We start from the raw sequence: 16125 nt of genomic DNA, 5'->3' as shown, positions 1-16125 counted from the left end.
CCTAGGGTGGACACCCCGGCGGATGCCCGCCCAGCCACAGCAAAAGGAAGAAACGCCATGTCTGTCGCCAAGATCATCGAAATCAACGCCGCCTCCAAGACCAGCATGGAAGACGCGGTGAAGGTCGGCTTGAAGAAGACCTCCGAGACGGTCAAGGGCATCAAGGGCGCCTGGGTCAACGAGATCAAGGTGGTGACCGACGACGCCGGCAACGTCACCGAATGGCGCGTCAACCTGCGCATCAGCTTCGTGGTGGCGTAACCCCACAACAACCCTCCCTGTGGGAGCGACGTAAGGCGCGATGAGGCTTTCCCAGGGTGTCAGTCGCGATTAGGCTTTCCCGCGGCGGCTATCGCGACTTACGTCGCTCCCACAAGGAGGAAGGAAGGAGGAGGGGAGGCTTCACCGAGGCCGCCGGCGCTCATCCAGCGCCAGCGTCCGATCGGCCAGATCCGGCAGCGTGCGCAGCGCCTGCCGGCTGACCCGTTCGAAGAACTGCACGAACCTCGCCACGCCGGCGTCGTCCATCGCCGCGGCGTCCGGCCGCGCCCGCGCCAGCTCCCGCTCCTGCTGCGCGCGCCAGCCGGCGACTACCTCGAAGCCCGGCGGTTGCAGGAACCACAGGCGATCGAACCGTCGCCACAGCGCCGGATAGTCGCGGCGCAGCGCGTCGTTGCAATACCGCCGCCAGCGGCCATCGCCGTCCTGCTCGAGCTCCAGCGCATTCAGTGGCTCGCGCAGCGCGTCGTCCCGCTCGGCCGGCGTGCCGAGGAACCAGCCCTCGAAGATCACCAGATCCGCCACCTCCAGCCGTTCCCACGCCGACTCGGGCGCACGGTCGTCCGCCAACTTGTCGAAGCGCGGCAGCGTCGCCGGCCGCCCCGCGCGCAGTGCATCCAGCAGATCGCAGGCCAGTCCCACGTCGTGCGTGCCGGGCGGACCACGGGTGGCGAGCAGGGGATGGACCGCGCGCGCCCGTTGCTGGCGTTCGGCGCGGGTCAGGTAGACATCGTCGATGGACAGCACCGCCGGATGCCGGCCGCGCGCCCGCGCCAGCGCGGCGATCTGTGCCGCGAACGTGGACTTGCCGGAACCCTGCAAACCGCTGATCGCCAGCACCGGCACCGCCGCGCGCACCGACAGCGCCGCCGCCAGCGCGGCCTCGACCCATTCGGATGCGAAGCCCTCGCCGTTGCCGGGATGCGTGGATGCGGACATCGCGCGACAATAGCGCATGACCGCCGCGCGCCGCGCGGCACCCTCGACCTGCCGGGTGCGCAATGACCGATCTGTACGCCGAAGCCCTGACCACGTTCGCCGGACTCTACGAGGAAGCCCAGGCTTCCCCGCGCGAACTGGAAGCCAATGCCATGACCGTGGCCACCGCCACCCCAGACGGCCACCCGTCCGCGCGCACCGTGCTGCTGAAGGCCTTCGACGAACGCGGCTTCGTGTTCTACACCCACCTGCACAGCCACAAGGGCCGCGAGCTGGAAACCAATCCGCGCGCGGCGCTGCTGTTCCTGTGGCGCAGCCTGCGTGATGCCGGCATCCAGGTGCGCATCGAAGGCGCGGTGGAACTGGTCGACGCGGCCGAGGCCGACGCCTACTTCGCCTCGCGCCCGCGCATGAGCCAGATCGGTGCCTGGGCCTCCCATCAATCGGAAACGCTGGCCTCGGCCGACGCCTTCGACCAGCGCATCGCCGAAACCGAAGCGCGCTTCGCCGGCCAGGACGTGCCGCGCCCCAGCGGCTGGAGCGGTTTCCGGGTGGTGCCGGAGGCGTTCGAGTTCTGGTACGGCGCGCAGTTCCGCCTGCACGAACGCTGGCGCTACGAGCGCGACGCCGCCGGCCAGTGGACCAAGCGGATGCTGTTCCCGTGAGCGATGGCTGGAGCATCCGCCAGGCGCAACCGCGCGACACCGCCGGCTGGGCGCGCCTGCGCCAGGATCTGTGGCCGATGGACGAGCCCGGCCAGCAGGCCGCCGACATCCTGGATTTCCTCGCCGGTGACGCGGCCGGTTTCCTGGCCACCCATGCGGACGGGCAGGTCATCGCCTTCGCCGAGGCCAGCCTGCGGCATGATTACGTCAACGGCACCGAGGCCTCGCCGGTCGGCTTCCTGGAGGGCTGGTACGTGGATCCGGCCTGGCGCGGCCGTGGCATCGGCCGCGCGCTGGTGCGGGCGGTGGAAGCGTGGACGCGCGAACAGGGATGCAGCGAACTGGCATCCGACGCGCTGCTCGACAACCGCGACAGCCAGGCCGCGCACGCCGCCTGCGGCTTCGAGGAAACCGAGCGCGTGGTGTATTTCCGCAAGCGCCTGGACGACTGACGCATGGGCCCGCAACGCATCGTCTGCCTGACCGAGGAACCCACCGAAACGCTGTACGCGCTCGGCGAGCAGCACCGCATCGTCGGCATCAGCGGCTTCACCGTGCGGCCGCCGCAGGCGCGCCGCGAGAAACCCAAGGTCAGCGCGTTCACCAGCGCCAAGATCGGCGAGATCATGGCGCTCAAGCCGGATCTGGCCATCGGCTTCTCCGACATCCAGTCCGAGATCGCCGCCGAGCTGATCAAACAGGGCGTGGAAGTGTGGATCGCCAACCACCGTAGCGTGGACGGCATCCTCGACTACATCCGCCGGCTGGGCGCGCTGGTGGGTGCGAGCGACAAGGCCGACGCCTACGCGCGCGGCATCGAGAATGGCCTGCGCACCATCGAGCAGGCCGCCGCCGCGCTGCCGCGCCGCCCGCGCGTGTACTTCGAGGAATGGGACGAGCCGATCATCACCGGCATCCGCTGGGTCGCCGAAATCGTGCGCATCGCCGGTGGCGACGACGTGTTTCCGGAACTGTCGATTGAACCGCTGGCGAAGCAGCGCATCCTCGCCAACGGTGACGAAGTGGTGCGGCGCGCGCCCGACATCATCCTGGGATCGTGGTGCGGCAAGAAATTCCGCCCCGAGCGGGTCGCCGCGCGGCCCGGCTGGGACACGATCCCGGCGGTGCGTGACGGCGAACTGCACGAGATCAAATCACCGCTGATCCTCCAGCCCGGCCCGGCCGCGCTCACCGACGGCGTGCGCGCGATCGCCGACATCGTGCAGGCCTGGGCCGCGCGCCACGCCTGAGTCGCGGGCGAATCGGCACGCTTCAATCGGCCGGACGCACGCGCCCGGCCAGCAGCGCACCAAGGATCGCCAGCGCGACGGTCATCCCGAAACTCAGTCCGAACGCCAGCGTCGGCGCGCGATCCAGCAGCGCCGCCACCAGCGATCCGGCCAGCGCCAGCACCGTCGCGATCGCCAGCGCGTCCATCAACTGCAAGGCGGAGCTGTTGCGCCCCTGCGCCTGCGGCGGCGACAGCGAGAGCGTCAGCACCGACAGGCTGGGGTAGGTCAGGCCCATGCCGATGCCGGTGATCGCCCAGCCCACCAGCGCCAGCCCCAATCCACCTGGCAGGAACACCGCCAGCGGCAACGGCAGGATGCCGATCGCCATCATCGTCAGGCCAATCCGCAGCAGCGTCGCACGCGACCACGCACGCCGCGTGTTGCCCTGGTACCAGGAACCCATCGACCAGCCCAGCGCGCCGACACTCAGCGCCACACCCGCCCACAGCGGCGACAACTTGAACTGCTGCGCCAGCATCAGCGGAATGAACACCTCGGCGCCAAAGAAGGTCGCACTTGCCAATCCGCGCAGCGCAATCACGCTCGGCAACCCGCGCCGCAGGCTCAGGCTGCCGTCCGGCAACAGCTTGCGCGTCGCCCAGATCAAACCCGTCAGCGCCACCGCCAGCAGCAGCGCGCCGCGCGCGTCGTGCCGCTGTCCGGCCAGATGCAACAGGCAGGCCGCCGCCGCCGCAAGCCCGGCCCACGGCAGCAGCGATCGCCCGCCGGTGGTTTCGGCGATCGTCGGTGGCAACGCCTTCAGGCCGGGCCGCAATGCCCAGGCCGCCGGAATCGCCAGCAGTGGCACCGCCAGGAACACCCAGCGCCAGCCCACATGCTCCACGATCAATCCACTGACGCTCGGGCCGATCAGCGAAGGCACCACCCACGCCGCCGAGAACGCGGCAAACACGCGCGGGCGCAGCGCCTCCGGATACGCGCGCGCCACCACCACGTACAGCGCCACCGACATCGCGCCGCCGCCAAAGCCCTGTACAACGCGCCCCAGCAGCAGCACCGGCATGTTCGGCGCCAGTCCCGCCACGATCAGGCCGGCGACGAACCACGCCACGCCCCACCAGACCACGCGCGCGGGACCGTGCCGATCACTGGCGCGGCCGGCGTGCACCATGCCGACCACACTCGCGGCCAAGGTGCCGGCGAACGCCAGCGCGTACAACGACAGGCCGTCCAGCGCCCGCGCCACGGTCGGCATCGCGGTCGCGACGGCCAGCGCCTCGAATGCGCCCAGCGACACCAGGGCCACCATGCCCAGGGTCATCGCGCGACGGCGCGGCGACAGCAGGCCGTCCTCGGCGGTTGTGGTGATGGCCGGAGCCGGATCGGCCGCGATATCGGGGCCGGCGGAGGAAGACAGGGACGACGATTCCATGGAAGGAGAAGCGGAGCGGGGGAGTCGCGGAGCTTGCGCCCTCAAGCGCGGTTGAGGTCAACCGGCGCGCGCACGCATGCTTGCGATGGCGACGGTACCCGCATCGCGCGCCCGGGAAGGCGCGTACGCCGCTCAGAAATTGCGCTGGAACTGCAACTTCTCGCTGCGGCCGTCGGCGCGCACGGTCAGATCGAAACGATAGGTGTCGCGCGGACCGACCTTGAGCGTGCCGATGTGGTCAACGTAATCACCGGTGCGCACCGCGCGGAACGCCAGCGCCTGCCGCTTGCCGGACAGGTCGCGCGCTTCGCCCTCGACCTCGCCCTCGGTGACGCTTTCCTCGCCGCCGGCCACCCGGCGCAGGGCGATCACCACCAGCGCGGTGCCGGCCTCGCGCTGCACCTGGTACTCGCGCGCCACCGCCTCGCTCAGCGACAGCGTCGGCAGCGCGTTGAAATGCACGCGCAGGGAACCGAAATCCTGCTGCGCCTGCACCGGCTGCACGAACTCGGCGGCGCGTGGCGCCTCGCCGGCCGAACACGCGGCCAGGGCGAGGGACAGGGTGCAGGCAATCCAGGCGGTCTTGATGGTCTTCATGGCAGTCGTCGATGTCAGTCGTTGGCGGCGGACAGTTCGCGTCCGCGTTCGGTGGCGGCGTGGATGGCTTTTGCGACCAGCGCTTCAAAGCCGCCGGCCTGGAAGGTCTCGATGGCCGCCTGGGTGGTGCCGTTGGGCGAGGTCACCCGCGCGCGCAGCACGCCGGCCGGCTCGCCGGATTCGACCAGCATGCGCGCCGCGCCCAGCAGGGTCTGCGTGGCCAGCTCGCGCGCCGCGTCCGGGGGCAGGCCTTCGGCTTCGCCGGCCGCCTGCATCGCCTCGGCCAGCAGGAATACATAGGCCGGCCCGCTGCCGGACACCGCGGTGACCGCGTCCATCAACGGTTCCTCGCCAATCGCCACCGTCGGCCCCACCGCCGCCAGCAACGCGGCGGCGGCGTCGCGCTGCGCGGCGTCGGCGCGATCGTTCGCATACAGCCCGGTGATACCGGCGCCCAGCAGCGCCGGCGTGTTCGGCATCGCCCGCACCACCGCCACGTCGCCGCCCAGCCAGCGCTCCAACTGCGCGGCGGTGATGCCGGCGGCGATCGAAATCGCCAGCGGTCGCCGTGCCTGCGCCAGCGCGGACAGATCGCCACAAACCGTGCGCATCACCTGCGGCTTGACCGCCAACAGCCAGATATCGGCATCGGCGGCCGCATCGGCGGCACTCGCGTGCACACGCACGCCGAAGTCCCGCGCCAGCGCATCGCGCAGCGCCTCCACCGGCTCGGCCACGTGAATGGCTTCCGGTGCATGCCCACGCGCAATCAGCCCGCCAATCAGGCTGCGCGCCATGTTGCCGCCACCGATGAAGGCGAGCGGAGTGGACGAAGACGAGGCGGGCGATGGCATGGATGCGATCCGTTGGAAAACCGCGGTGATTCTAGCGCAGCCTCCGCGCCGGCAACGGCCGCCGCTAGAACAGGCTGCAACGCCCGCCCTGACCCAACGTCGCGCCGAGCATGACGCCAACGAAAAACAGCACCACCGCCAGAATCGCCGCGTCGGACAACAGGATGGACAACCGCCGGTGCTTCCGCACGCGATGCAGATGCCACGCGAACATCGTCCCCAGTCCCGCTGCCCATGCAATGCCCGCCACCGCCGGCGCCATCACGCTGCCGCCCACCAGCATGATCAGCGCGTAGCCCCAACCCGCCTTTCCGCACACCGGCAGCCAGTAGCCGAAGCAGGCAACCCAGGCCAGCACCGGCAGGGCGAACAGCGTGAAAGCAGCCGCGCCGAATCGCTGGGCGGGGGAGAGGGGAGGGGGCGATCGGAGTTCCATTTCATTCACTTCCAAGGGGGACGGAGAACCGGCGAGTGATCACGGTACATCGCGTGCCGGCGAAAACAGCATCCTCAGCATCATGTCGAAGACCTTGTTTGGATGCACGTACCAGGTATCACCGCGCGCCCAGATGAGTTCCAGCTCCAGCGAGCCGTCGTGATCGCGCCGGGCCGGCGACGCAAGCGCGGCAATCAGGGCGTCCACCTCCTTCACGGTGACCGGAATCCCCGCGTCCGCACGTTGCTGGAACCGCCCGGCGGCCACGGCGATGTCCGGAAGCTGGCAACGGACGGCGACGCGCGCATGACGGCTGTATTCGAACGGAAGCGCTTCCACCTGCATGGCCGTGCATTGCGCCTGTTTCCCCGCGACGACCATCTGCCGGGACAGGGCCTGGATGCGTTGCTGGGGTATCTCTTCAAAAAGCCGGGCGAGTTTTCCGCCCTCACGATGGGGTAGGAACGTGCCCGTCAGTCGGGCGACTGCCACGTTCTCGTCCCATGCAGTCTCCTCGTCGAGCGAATTAAGCAGATCCGCCAACGTGGTGTCTGGTTCATCCCGAGCGGCGTCCAACGAGGATCGCAGGTAGTCGTCCAGCTTCTTCCGGTCCGCGGCCACGAAACCCAGATGTGCCCGCAGATACAGGTTGGCTGCCGGCACCGCGGTGGCCGGGGCGTCGGCATGTTCGAGCAGGGCAAGGAAGTATTCCATCCACTGCGCCGGCAGCATCGTCCGCCAGCCGCCACCGGTATCGCGATGCATCAGCATCTCCGCATCGACCGTGCGCCGCGGTGCCCGGCGCAGGGCCACCGCGGCGTCCAGGTGTGTGCGCAACAGCGCGTCCACCGATACGCTGTCGCCGTGTTCCCGCAAGGTCGCGGCATGCCGCAACGCGACGGCGGCATCGGGCAAATCACAGCGGAAGCGGACCATCGCCTCGCCCGCCTCTTCCGGCGTGGCGGCCCCGAAGAACGCACTGGATGCATCCAGTGCATGGCAGCGTGAGCGGCGCACCCCCTCCGTCATCGCCTGCGTGATCGCGCCGATGCGCGACGTGAGCGCCGGTGTCTCCGCCACGCCACGCACTGCGAGTGCCTCTTCCAGCCGACGTTCAATCGCGACTCCGGGCAGCGAAGGGATGTCGCATCTTTCCGTGCAGGACGAAGGCGTCTCGTTCCGCAGATACGCCGACAGTCGCTCCACCTGCCGCGCCTCGGCCTGAAGGTAGGCTTGCAGATGGATATCGGCCGCTTCCACCACGGAGACGGATGCTGCGGCATGCAGATCAAAGCCGACGGCCGCAAGCAGCACCAGCACGAATGCACGCTGGCGCTTACGACCGGTCAAGAAATCAAATGGCTGACAGCTTCTCACGCATCCCCCTTTCAGCATTCACAAGAAAACAAACGAAACACGCGCACCGCTCCCTCCCCCGCGTGCGGGGGAGGGCTGGGGTGGGGGCCCCCAACGCAAGCGCAGCATGTCTTTTCCGCACGACGACAGCCTCGCCCCCATCCCAACCTTCCCCCGCAAGCGGGGGAAGGAGCGACGCCGACGAGAAAACGAACGAAACACGCGCACCGCTCCCTCCCTCGCGTGCGGGGGAGGGCTGGGGTGGGGGCCCCCAACGTAAGCGCAGCGTGTATTCCCCGCACGACGACAGCCTCGCCCCCATCCCAACCTTCCCCCGCAAGCGGGGAAAGGGGCAGTACACAGGCACTGCTCACATGGCGGAGACAAAATCTTCGGCGCGCATGTCAAAGCCGACGGACGTGAGCAGTCGCGCAGGCGAGCAGAAGAGAACGTGCATGACATGGGCGAACGTGTTTCAGAAAAGGCCAAACAGCCTAGGCGGAACATCTCATGCGTGGCCTAGGAAGTTTCCTAAAGCTGCGCGGGGACAGGTCTGCGAGGAAAAATGAACCCGCGACAATCCATGGGCTGTCGGAGGACGGTAACGGTGGCCGCGATGCCGCGCTCAGCCACCAGCAACGCGCCGCACTGTCGGCGTGGACTTCTTCTTGGCCTTGCTGGTCAGAATTTCCACCGTGTCCTGGACGGCGCTCTTTCGCTTCCGGATAGCCTTGCGAGCAGCGGCCGGCTTCTTGGCTACCCGCGTTTCAGGCTTGATGGGCGTGAGCGTGAGACGGAACCCGAGTGCCTTTGCCATCTTTCCGACGGTCTCAAGCGTTGGGTTGCCTTCGCCGCGCATCACCTTGTACAGCGTTTCACGGGCAATGCCGGTATCGCGCGAGAGCTTGGCCATGTTCTGGGCGCGTGCCACGTCACCCAGCACCGCGGCCAGGAAAGACGCATCGTCCGGAGCTTCTTCGAGGGCTGCCTCGATGTAGCGGCGGATATCTTCTTCATCCCGAAGATGTTCCGCAGCGTCCCAGGGACGGGTTTTGATTTTTGCGCTCATGGGTCTGATTCCCTTTGCAGCTAAACGAGTGTTGTGGCGCAGACAGTCAATCGCGGGGGATTCGGTCCTTCGGGAAACTAAAGCTCATCGCTCATGGCGAGCGCCTGGGCAATGTCCTGTTCTTGCGAGTCCTTGTCGCCTCCGCACAGCAGGAGGTAGGTGATGCCGGCACGCGTGACGTAGTAGATGCGGTAGCCGGGGCCGTGGTTGACCCTGAGTTCCGTCACGCCTTTCGTCAAATTGCGGTGATCGCCAGGATTGCCCTTCGACAAACGCCGTATCCGTACGTTGATACGGGCTTTCGCTTCCCTGTCGCGCAGCTTTTCGAACCAGCGATCAAACACATCCGTGGTCTGAATGGTCGCCATGTGTCCACTATACTGGACACTCCAGTTTCCGTGCAAGCTCCTGCTCGCGTTCGCCCTGGGCCATTGAGTAGCTGCGTTCCCCGCCCTTGACGCCATAAATGTCAGAAGCAGATCATTGGCTCAATGTGCGTTGACGGGCGCATGGGAGCGGATCCAGCATCCCCGCGTCGCCGCAAATTCGGCGACCGGGATTGCAGTCTCGACTTCTCAGGCGTACCAGCGCCCATCCGACGATGCACGGCGCATTTTTGTTGCCCGGCTTCTCTATGGGCAACTCCCAGCCAGCTACATGGCGGACGGTACGTGGGGGGCTTCGGCCTCGCCGGCTCCTGAGTCCGGTACTGCAACCCGTACCGTCCGCCGCCCCCGATTGCAGTCGGGACGGTGGACTCCAGCCAACTCAGGAGTCCCGCACCATGCGCAAGCCCATTCAAGCCACCCTCAACAGTTCCACTTCGTATCGTCCAACCTATCCCGATAACCGACGCGCGCGCGTAGTCGCCGAGATCGTCCTGCGCGTCAGCGAGGACAACATCACCCTGGCCGGCTTGCTCGACATGGGCGGATTGATGGTGCGCAGCACACGCGGCTGGCGTCGCATCGAGGACGGATGGACGTTGACGACCGGCCCCGTATTCTTTCGCGATCACGAAGATCTGCTAGGCCACGAACTGGCCGAGTACCTGGGCAACCTGCCGCTCCCTCTGGCGCTGGCGGATGCGTTGCAGGAGCCGCAGGGAGGCAATGACGAGAGAGCGGGTGAGGTTTGATTGCCCGAATCTGGGGCTTTGTGCGCTCGGGGGCCGCCCATGTACTGGTGGGTTGCCTACCGCCGCGGGATACATGGGGCTTTTTTCATACACCAGCACGCGCTAAAAAATCAGCGCAAAAGAAGTGCCAGGCTAGACGTTGACCCCAACTGTTGCGCGATGGGGATTCGGTCTGGGGCGAATGGCTAGCTGCGGGGTCGACAGTGTGGGGTCTTGGAGGGAACGTATGTCGCTCTGTTCTGAGTGCGGGGAGATGTGAAAGACATCGATGACCTGTCCGAAGCTGGTTGAAGAACGAGAGCGACCGGCCCCTTGGCCAAGGGAATGACAAGAAAAACCATGTCCTTCTCGACAAAGTAATCGTTAGCATGCTCTTTGCACTGCTTGTCGTACGTAACGAACGTGCCATCGACTCGGAACGTAATTGAATCGGGCGGCCCATTGTCCTCGTCCGCTGTCTTTTCCCAAGTCCCCAGTAACCATTTGGAGTCGTCCTTGGTATTGGCGGAGCAAGCCGTACTGGACAGCGCCAGAACAACTGGCAGGAACAAGGTTTGGCCAATGCGAAAGAGTTTGGTCATGGATGGCGACTGTTTTGGATGTCTGTTCTGAAAAGAGAGCCGATGAGAGACCTGCATCCGACATCGTCTCAACTGCTATGGACGATGTCCGACACAAGTCATTGAACCAATGACGGGTCGCGCAGGATTCTAACCTTCGACCAAAAGATTAAAAGTCTTTTGCTCTACCGACCGCCCTACGGGCAATCGAAGATGCAGTGTGAATGCCTGATTGGCAGTTTCCGGCTTGAGCCGGGATGAGCGCTCAGAGCGCTTCGTACCACACCTCTAGCGAGGCTCGCATCCCCCCAACCACTTTCAGAGTTATCCGATGGTCCAGCCCCCCACCGGACGGCAAGGTCGCGTCACATTTCTCGCGCGACCTTTCCCATGCCTCCCCATCGTCCCCTCCGATTGCTGCAAGTCGTCCATACCCAAGGCTATGGCGGCCTGGAACGGCAGGTGCTGTCACTGAGCCGCGGCCTGCGTGATGCCGGCCATGGGGTGACCCTGGCCTTGCAGCAGGGCTCCTGGTTGCAGCGGCAAGCCGAGGCGGAACGGCTGGACTGGACGCCGCTGCGCTTTCGCGGGCTGATCGATCCGGTGTCGCACCTGCGCCTGCGCCGGCTGGTGCGCGAGCGCGGTATCGACGTGGTGCATGGGCATTCGCGGCGCAGCGCCTTCTACAGTGCGTTGGCCGGCGGGTGGGGGCGCTGCCGTTCGGTGGCGACCATCCACTCCTTGCAGACCTGGAAGGGGTTTCGCCGCAACCAGCGGATGATCGCGGTGTCCGAGGCGGTGCGCGAGTTCCTGGTCCACAAGGGATTGCCGGCGGCGCGGATCGAGCGCATCTACAACGGCGTCGATACGCTTCCGGATACGCGCGAGTCCGAGCGCAGGGCGGCGCGGGAGCGGCTGGGCATCGCGCCGGAGCGGTTGGCCATTGGCATGGTCGGCCGGATGGTGCCGCACAAGGGGCACGATCTGCTGGTGCGTGCGCTGTCGCTGCTGGGCGCCGTGGGCGAGCCGATGGATCTGGTGATGCTGGGCGACGCGACGGGCGACTGGCCGGACGAACTCGCCGATTTGATCAGTCGGCTCGGACTGGACGCACGGGTGCGCCTGCCCGGTTATCGCGATGACGTGGCCGCGCTGCTGCGCGGCATGGACGTGTTCGTGCAGCCCTCGCGCAGCGAGGCGCTGTCGCTGTCCCTGCTGGAAGCGATGGCCGCCGGCCTGCCGGTGATCGCCGCGCGTACCGGCGGCATGCCGGAGGTGATCGAGGACGGCGTCAACGGCCTGCTGTTCACCTCGGACGATGCCCACGGTCTGGCCTGGCAGCTGAAGAAGCTGCTGGATCCCGCGCTGCGCGAGCGCCTGGGCCAGCAGGCGCGGCGGACCCAGCGCGAGCGATTCAGCGCACGCGGCATGGTGGATGACACCGTGGCGTTGTACCGGCGGGTGCTGGAGCTGCCGGCGTGAGCGCGGTGCTGCCGGTGCTGATGTACCACAGCATCGGGCCGGTGCCGAAGGGCAGCCGGCGGCGCAGTATCTTCGTCGGTGCGCGCGCGTTCGCGCGGCAGATGGCGCTGCTGGCGCATTGCGGCTATCGCGGCGTGACCATGGACGAGGCGCATGCGGTCCTGCAGGGCGGAGTAGTGCCCCGGGAAAAGCTGTGCGCCTTGACCTTCGACGATGGTTTTTTCGACAACGTCACCACCGCGCTGCCGATTCTGCGACGGCATGGCCATCGCGCCACCTGCTACGCGGTGGCGGACCGGATCGGCCAGCGCAATGGCTGGTCCGAGGATGTGCTGGGCGTGACCAGCCCGCTGGCCGACGAAGGCGCGCTGCGCGCGTGGATCGACGCCGGCATGGAGCTGGGTGCACACACCCGCACCCATGCGCGCCTGACCACCCTGGACGACGCCACGCTGGAAGACGAAGTGGGCGGCGGCAAGCGCGCGCTGGAGGATCGCTTCGGCCTGCGCGTCTCCCAGTTCTGCTATCCCTGGGGCGCGCATGACGATCGGGTGGTGGAGGCGGTGCGGCGCGCGGGCTTCGCGGGTGCCACCACCACCGTGCGTGGCCGCGCGCGGATCGGCGTGGATCCGCTGCGGGTGCCGCGCGTGCATGTCCTCAACCAGCATCATCTGCCGCAGTTCTGGCTGAAGCTGGCGACCCGCTACGGGGACCGCCGCTAGCCGAAACGCGAGTCCGGCTGGTTAGAATCGCGGCATCTCCACCCAGGGAACCGTCGGTTCCGGCGGCGTGGCGGCGCTGGCTCGCCGCGCGCGGCCACCGGCACGCTGATGAAGGACACTCCGTTCGGCCGCATCACCCGCTCGGTCCGCTGGCTGCGGTTCGCGCTGCTCGGCATCCTGCCGGTGCTGCTGTTCCTGGGACTGGGCCTGTACTGGGGCATGCACCGGCTGCTGACCGAGCAGCAGCAGAAGCTGGCCGTCGATTTCGGGGTGATGACCGGCTACGTGCACCAGCACGAAGCCTTCCTGACCACATTCAGCCAGCAGAACGCGCGCCTGGCCTCGCTGCCCGACTGGCCGCAGGAAACCCTGCGCGAGATGCCGCAGCCGGCGCGTCCCGGCGAACGCCAGTGGCTGGGCCAGGAGGCCGGCGTGCACCTGCCGTTCTCGCTGGTCTGCGCGCAGGCCGACTGCGACGCCGCGCAGGCCGCGCTGCCGGAAGTCGGCCAGCACCTCAGCAACGCCTACACGACCTTCTGGTCGCGCTCGCCGTTTCCGCCGGGCGAGGTGTTCCTGCTCGACCGGAACAGCAGCCTGGCCGCTAGCGTGCCGGGCATCGGCGTCGAATCCGGACTGGGCCGGCTGGAGCCGGCGCAGTTCGCGGCGGTGATCGATACGGTGCGCGCGCACCTGGCCGAACGCGGCACCCCGGCGGGCCAGCAGCCGGTCGGGCGCAACGTGCGCTGGCTGCGCTCGCCGGATCTGCCTGAGCGGCTCATCGGCGTGCTGCCGGCGCCGATTCCGCCCCGCCTGTGGGGCACGGGAAGGGAACAGCCGCCGGACTTCTACGCCGCCACCCTGCTGACGCTCTCGCGGGTGGGCGTGTTCGAATGGCATCTGAGCGAAGCGATCTACGACGATTTCTGGCTGACCCGCCAGGGCGTCGTGCTGGACGGCGGCGGCACGCCACCGCCCGCTGAAGATCTGGGTCTCAACTACACCCGCCGGGGTTGGGTCTTCCATTTCCACGATGCGAACGGGCAGTGGGACGCCTACTACCGGGTGGGCTACCTCAGCCTGTTCCGCGACAACCTGTGGTTGCCGCTGGGCGCGGGCCTGCTGTTGCTGGCCGGCATCGCCGGCGCGCTCGGCTTCGGCCGCTGGTACGACCGCCGCGTGGTCGCGCCCGCGCTCGCCGCCCAGCGCGACATCCTCGACAACGAAGCGTTCAACCGGACCATCATCGACGCCACGCCGGTGGCCCTGTGCGTGCTGGATCGCGCCTCGGGAGAGGTGGTGTTCGGCAATGGCCTGGCGCGGCAATGGCTGGGGCTGGCCGGGGATTCGTCGTCGGCGGTCAGCGGGGCGTTGTCGCGCCTGCGGGAACGGCTGGCCGGGGTCGAGGGCGCCGGCCTGCTGGAGGAATTCGCCGCCGCCGATGGCCGCCCGCTGCACGTGGCGTACTCGCCCACGCGCTACCGCATGCGCGAGGTCATCCTGTGCGCCTTCACCGACATCAGCGCGCATGCGGAAATCGAACGCACACTGGCCCGCGCCAAGCGCGAGGCCGATCGCGCCAGCGCGGCCAAGTCCACCTTCCTGGCCACGATGAGCCACGAGATCCGCACGCCGCTGTACGGCGTGCTGGGCACGCTGGAATTGCTGGCGCTCACGCCGTTGAACGAGGAGCAGCGCCGCCAGTTGCAGACCGTGCAGAGCTCCTCGGCGGTGCTGTTGCAGCTCATCAGCGACATCCTGGACACCACCCGCATCGAGACCGGCCAGCTGGCGCTGGACGCGGTGGCCTTCCATCCGCGGCACCTCGTCGAGGACGCGGTTGCCGGCTACGCGGCGATGGCCCGGCAGAAGGGACTGGATCTGTTCGCCTGCATCGATCCGGATCTGCCCGCATGGCTGCGCGGGGATCCGGCACGCCTGCGCCAGATCCTCGACAACCTGATCAGCAACGCCATCAAGTTCACCGAACACGGCCGGGTGGTAGTGCGGCTGGGCAGCGAAACGCGTGACGGTATCGCGCACGTGGTACTGGACGTGGAAGACACCGGCGTCGGCATCGCACCGGAGGATCAGGCACGGCTGTTCGAACCGTTCTACCAGGTCGATGCGGCCAGCCACACCTTCCGCGGCGCCGGCCTGGGCCTGTCCATCTGCATGCAACTGGCGCGGCTGATGCGGGGCGACATCGCCGTGGACAGCGTGCCCGGACGCGGCAGCCGCTTCCGCCTGAGCCTGCCGCTGACGGCCGACGCGGGCACGGACACCCACGCCGATCTCTCCGACGCGGTGCTGCGCGTGCGCACGCCGCATCCGGAACTGACGGCGGACCTGTGCCGCTGGTTCGAACGCTGGGGCGCGCGCGCCGCGCCGGCCGTCGTGCCGGCGACGCCCGCCGATGCGGACGCCATCCTGGTGGACGTGCTGCCGCCGCCGGACACCCCCCCGGCATGGCCGGGACCGCGCGTACTGGGCGCCGATGCCGGCGACGCCACGCCAACGGCCGTGGATGGGCATCACCGCGACGCGCTCGCCCAGGCGATCCTCGCGTTGCGCCGGGGCGAGCCCGTCGCGCCCGCGCCGCTGCGGGCCGGTCCCATCGCCGGCCGGCTGGGCCTGCGTGTGCTGGTGGCCGAGGACAATCCGATCAACCGGGCCACCCTGGCGCACCAGCTGGAACAGCTGGGCTGCACGGTCGCGACCGCGGAAGACGGCGTGGAGGCGCTCGCACTGTGGCGCGGCGAACGCTTCGACGCGGTGCTGACCGACGTCAACATGCCGCGCCTCAACGGCTACGAACTGGCCGCCACCCTGCGCCGCGAAGACGCCGACGTGCCGATCATCGGCGTCACCGCCAACGCGATGCGCGAGGAAGAACAACGCTGCCGGGAAGCCGGCATGAACGCCTGGCTGGTCAAGCCGATTGGCCTGCGCGGATTATGGGAACTGCTGCGTGCGCATGCGGCGTCCGCCGGGGATGCCGGCGACGCGGGCGACGTCGCACCCCCCGACGCGGCGGAAGAATTGCCGGCGCAGTATCGCCGCCTGTTCGTCGACACCATGCGCGCGGACGCCGCCGCCGTCGCCATTGCCCTGCAAGGGCAGGACCCGGCCACCGCCATCACCACCCTGCATCGCATGCGCGGCGCGCTGGCGATGATGCAGATGGATGAGCTGATCGCCCGCTTCGAACGGCTGGAAGATCGGATACGCGCCGAGGGTATCGCTGCCGAGGTGGTCGATGAGACGGGAGCGGCGATGCGAGCGCTGGAAGTGGAACTGGTGAGGCTGGATCACTCATAAAGCAAATCCCCCTCAATCCCCCTTT

16 protein-coding genes and 1 tRNA gene are annotated in these 16125 nt (G+C 68.0%); 8 read left to right on the top strand and 9 right to left on the bottom strand.

What is annotated here, in order from left to right:
* The first annotated feature begins 57 nt into the window (after positions 1-57).
* Positions 58-261 (top strand): dodecin family protein, encoded by a 204-nt coding sequence (locus FHW78_RS17965; protein WP_141453826.1) that lies wholly within the window; start codon positions 58-60, stop codon positions 259-261.
* Positions 262-402: 141 nt separating this feature from the next.
* On the opposite strand, the gene FHW78_RS17960 is transcribed toward FHW78_RS17965, so the two are convergent.
* Positions 403-1281, bottom strand: a complete 879-nt coding sequence (locus FHW78_RS17960; protein WP_255443338.1) for a kinase — start codon at positions 1279-1281, stop codon at positions 403-405.
* On the opposite strand from FHW78_RS17960, the gene pdxH reads away from it, so the two are divergent.
* The 3 genes from pdxH to FHW78_RS17945 are packed head-to-tail and all read left to right on the top strand — an operon-like array spanning position 1281 to position 3133.
* Positions 1281-1883, top strand: a complete 603-nt coding sequence (pdxH, locus tag FHW78_RS17955; protein ID WP_183643866.1) for a pyridoxamine 5'-phosphate oxidase — start codon at positions 1281-1283, stop codon at positions 1881-1883. The genes FHW78_RS17960 and pdxH overlap by 1 nt on opposite strands.
* The gene (aac(6'), locus tag FHW78_RS17950) at positions 1880-2335 is read left to right on the top strand and encodes an aminoglycoside 6'-N-acetyltransferase (RefSeq protein WP_183643862.1); all 456 of its coding nucleotides are present in this window, start codon (positions 1880-1882) and stop codon (positions 2333-2335) included. Before pdxH ends, aac(6') begins: the two co-directional genes overlap by 4 nt.
* 3 nt (positions 2336-2338) lie before the next feature.
* Positions 2339-3133, top strand: coding sequence for a cobalamin-binding protein (locus FHW78_RS17945; protein WP_183643859.1), 795 nt, complete (start codon positions 2339-2341; stop codon positions 3131-3133).
* 22 nt (positions 3134-3155) lie between these two features.
* Here the strand turns inward: FHW78_RS17945 and FHW78_RS17940 are convergent, their stop codons facing one another.
* The 7 genes from FHW78_RS17940 to FHW78_RS17910 all read right to left on the bottom strand — a co-directional run bounded on the left by FHW78_RS17940 (position 3156) and on the right by FHW78_RS17910 (position 9248).
* Positions 3156-4568 (bottom strand): MFS transporter, encoded by a 1413-nt coding sequence (locus FHW78_RS17940; RefSeq protein ID WP_183643855.1) that lies wholly within the window; start codon positions 4566-4568, stop codon positions 3156-3158.
* A 132-nt stretch (positions 4569-4700) separates the two neighbouring features.
* Positions 4701-5165 (bottom strand): DUF4426 domain-containing protein, encoded by a 465-nt coding sequence (locus tag FHW78_RS17935; protein ID WP_183643852.1) that lies wholly within the window; start codon positions 5163-5165, stop codon positions 4701-4703.
* A 14-nt stretch (positions 5166-5179) separates the two neighbouring features.
* Positions 5180-6019 carry a pyrroline-5-carboxylate reductase gene (proC, locus tag FHW78_RS17930; RefSeq protein WP_183643849.1) on the bottom strand — a complete coding sequence of 280 codons (840 nt, stop codon included), beginning with the start codon at positions 6017-6019 and terminating at the stop codon, positions 5180-5182.
* A gap of 64 nt (positions 6020-6083) precedes the next feature.
* Positions 6084-6455 carry a hypothetical protein gene (locus FHW78_RS17925; protein WP_183643847.1) on the bottom strand — a complete coding sequence of 124 codons (372 nt, stop codon included), beginning with the start codon at positions 6453-6455 and terminating at the stop codon, positions 6084-6086.
* 39 nt (positions 6456-6494) lie between these two features.
* Complete coding sequence (locus FHW78_RS17920; RefSeq protein ID WP_183643844.1) at positions 6495-7805, bottom strand: hypothetical protein; 1311 nt, start codon at positions 7803-7805, stop codon at positions 6495-6497.
* Between the two features lie 631 nt (positions 7806-8436).
* Positions 8437-8880: an addiction module antidote protein gene (locus FHW78_RS17915; protein WP_183643841.1), complete on the bottom strand. Its 444-nt coding sequence runs from the start codon at positions 8878-8880 to the stop codon at positions 8437-8439.
* Positions 8881-8957: 77 nt separating this feature from the next.
* Positions 8958-9248: a type II toxin-antitoxin system RelE/ParE family toxin gene (locus FHW78_RS17910; RefSeq protein ID WP_183643838.1), complete on the bottom strand. Its 291-nt coding sequence runs from the start codon at positions 9246-9248 to the stop codon at positions 8958-8960.
* 416 nt (positions 9249-9664) lie between these two features.
* Between FHW78_RS17910 and FHW78_RS17905 the strand changes: the two genes are divergently transcribed.
* Positions 9665-10018, top strand: a complete 354-nt coding sequence (locus FHW78_RS17905) for a hypothetical protein (protein ID WP_183643835.1) — start codon at positions 9665-9667, stop codon at positions 10016-10018.
* Between the two features lie 694 nt (positions 10019-10712).
* Here the strand turns inward: FHW78_RS17905 and FHW78_RS17900 are convergent.
* Positions 10713-10776, bottom strand: a tRNA-Lys gene (locus tag FHW78_RS17900).
* Positions 10777-10968: 192 nt separating this feature from the next.
* On the opposite strand from FHW78_RS17900, the gene FHW78_RS17895 reads away from it, so the two are divergent.
* The 3 genes from FHW78_RS17895 (at position 10969) to FHW78_RS17885 (ending at position 16100) form a co-directional block, all read left to right on the top strand.
* A complete protein-coding gene (locus tag FHW78_RS17895; RefSeq protein WP_183643832.1) occupies positions 10969-12060 on the top strand; it encodes a glycosyltransferase family 4 protein in 1092 nt (363 codons plus the stop codon).
* Positions 12057-12782 (top strand): polysaccharide deacetylase family protein, encoded by a 726-nt coding sequence (locus FHW78_RS17890; protein ID WP_343205580.1) that lies wholly within the window; start codon positions 12057-12059, stop codon positions 12780-12782. The genes FHW78_RS17895 and FHW78_RS17890 overlap by 4 nt, the downstream gene beginning before the upstream one ends.
* A 108-nt stretch (positions 12783-12890) precedes the next feature.
* On the top strand, positions 12891-16100 hold the full coding sequence (locus FHW78_RS17885; protein ID WP_183643829.1) for a hybrid sensor histidine kinase/response regulator: 3210 nt from the start codon (positions 12891-12893) through the stop codon (positions 16098-16100).
* Positions 16101-16125 lie beyond the last annotated feature (25 nt).

The organism is Pseudoxanthomonas sp. OG2 (genome assembly GCF_014192765.1).
Lineage (GTDB): Bacteria > Pseudomonadota > Gammaproteobacteria > Xanthomonadales > Xanthomonadaceae > Pseudoxanthomonas_A > Pseudoxanthomonas_A beigongshangi.
Note: the sequence above shows the minus strand (reverse complement) of the source record. Positions and strands in the feature narration are given on the sequence as shown.

Bases quoted from the DNA above. Each gene is read 5' to 3' on its own strand.
- FHW78_RS17965 (WP_141453826.1), top strand. From the start codon at position 58: ATGTCTGTCGCCAAGATCATCGAAATCAACGCCGCCTCCAAGACCAGC.
- pdxH (WP_183643866.1), top strand. From the start codon at position 1,281: ATGACCGATCTGTACGCCGAAGCCCTGACCACGTTCGCCGGACTCTAC.
- FHW78_RS17945 (WP_183643859.1), top strand. From the start codon at position 2,339: ATGGGCCCGCAACGCATCGTCTGCCTGACCGAGGAACCCACCGAAACG.
- FHW78_RS17940 (WP_183643855.1), bottom strand. From the start codon at position 4,568: ATGGAATCGTCGTCCCTGTCTTCCTCCGCCGGCCCCGATATCGCGGCC.
- FHW78_RS17935 (WP_183643852.1), bottom strand. From the start codon at position 5,165: ATGAAGACCATCAAGACCGCCTGGATTGCCTGCACCCTGTCCCTCGCC.
- proC (WP_183643849.1), bottom strand. From the start codon at position 6,019: ATGCCATCGCCCGCCTCGTCTTCGTCCACTCCGCTCGCCTTCATCGGT.
- FHW78_RS17925 (WP_183643847.1), bottom strand. From the start codon at position 6,455: ATGGAACTCCGATCGCCCCCTCCCCTCTCCCCCGCCCAGCGATTCGGC.
- FHW78_RS17915 (WP_183643841.1), bottom strand. From the start codon at position 8,880: ATGAGCGCAAAAATCAAAACCCGTCCCTGGGACGCTGCGGAACATCTT.
- FHW78_RS17910 (WP_183643838.1), bottom strand. From the start codon at position 9,248: ATGGCGACCATTCAGACCACGGATGTGTTTGATCGCTGGTTCGAAAAG.
- FHW78_RS17905 (WP_183643835.1), top strand. From the start codon at position 9,665: ATGCGCAAGCCCATTCAAGCCACCCTCAACAGTTCCACTTCGTATCGT.
- FHW78_RS17895 (WP_183643832.1), top strand. From the start codon at position 10,969: ATGCCTCCCCATCGTCCCCTCCGATTGCTGCAAGTCGTCCATACCCAA.
- FHW78_RS17885 (WP_183643829.1), top strand. From the start codon at position 12,891: ATGAAGGACACTCCGTTCGGCCGCATCACCCGCTCGGTCCGCTGGCTG.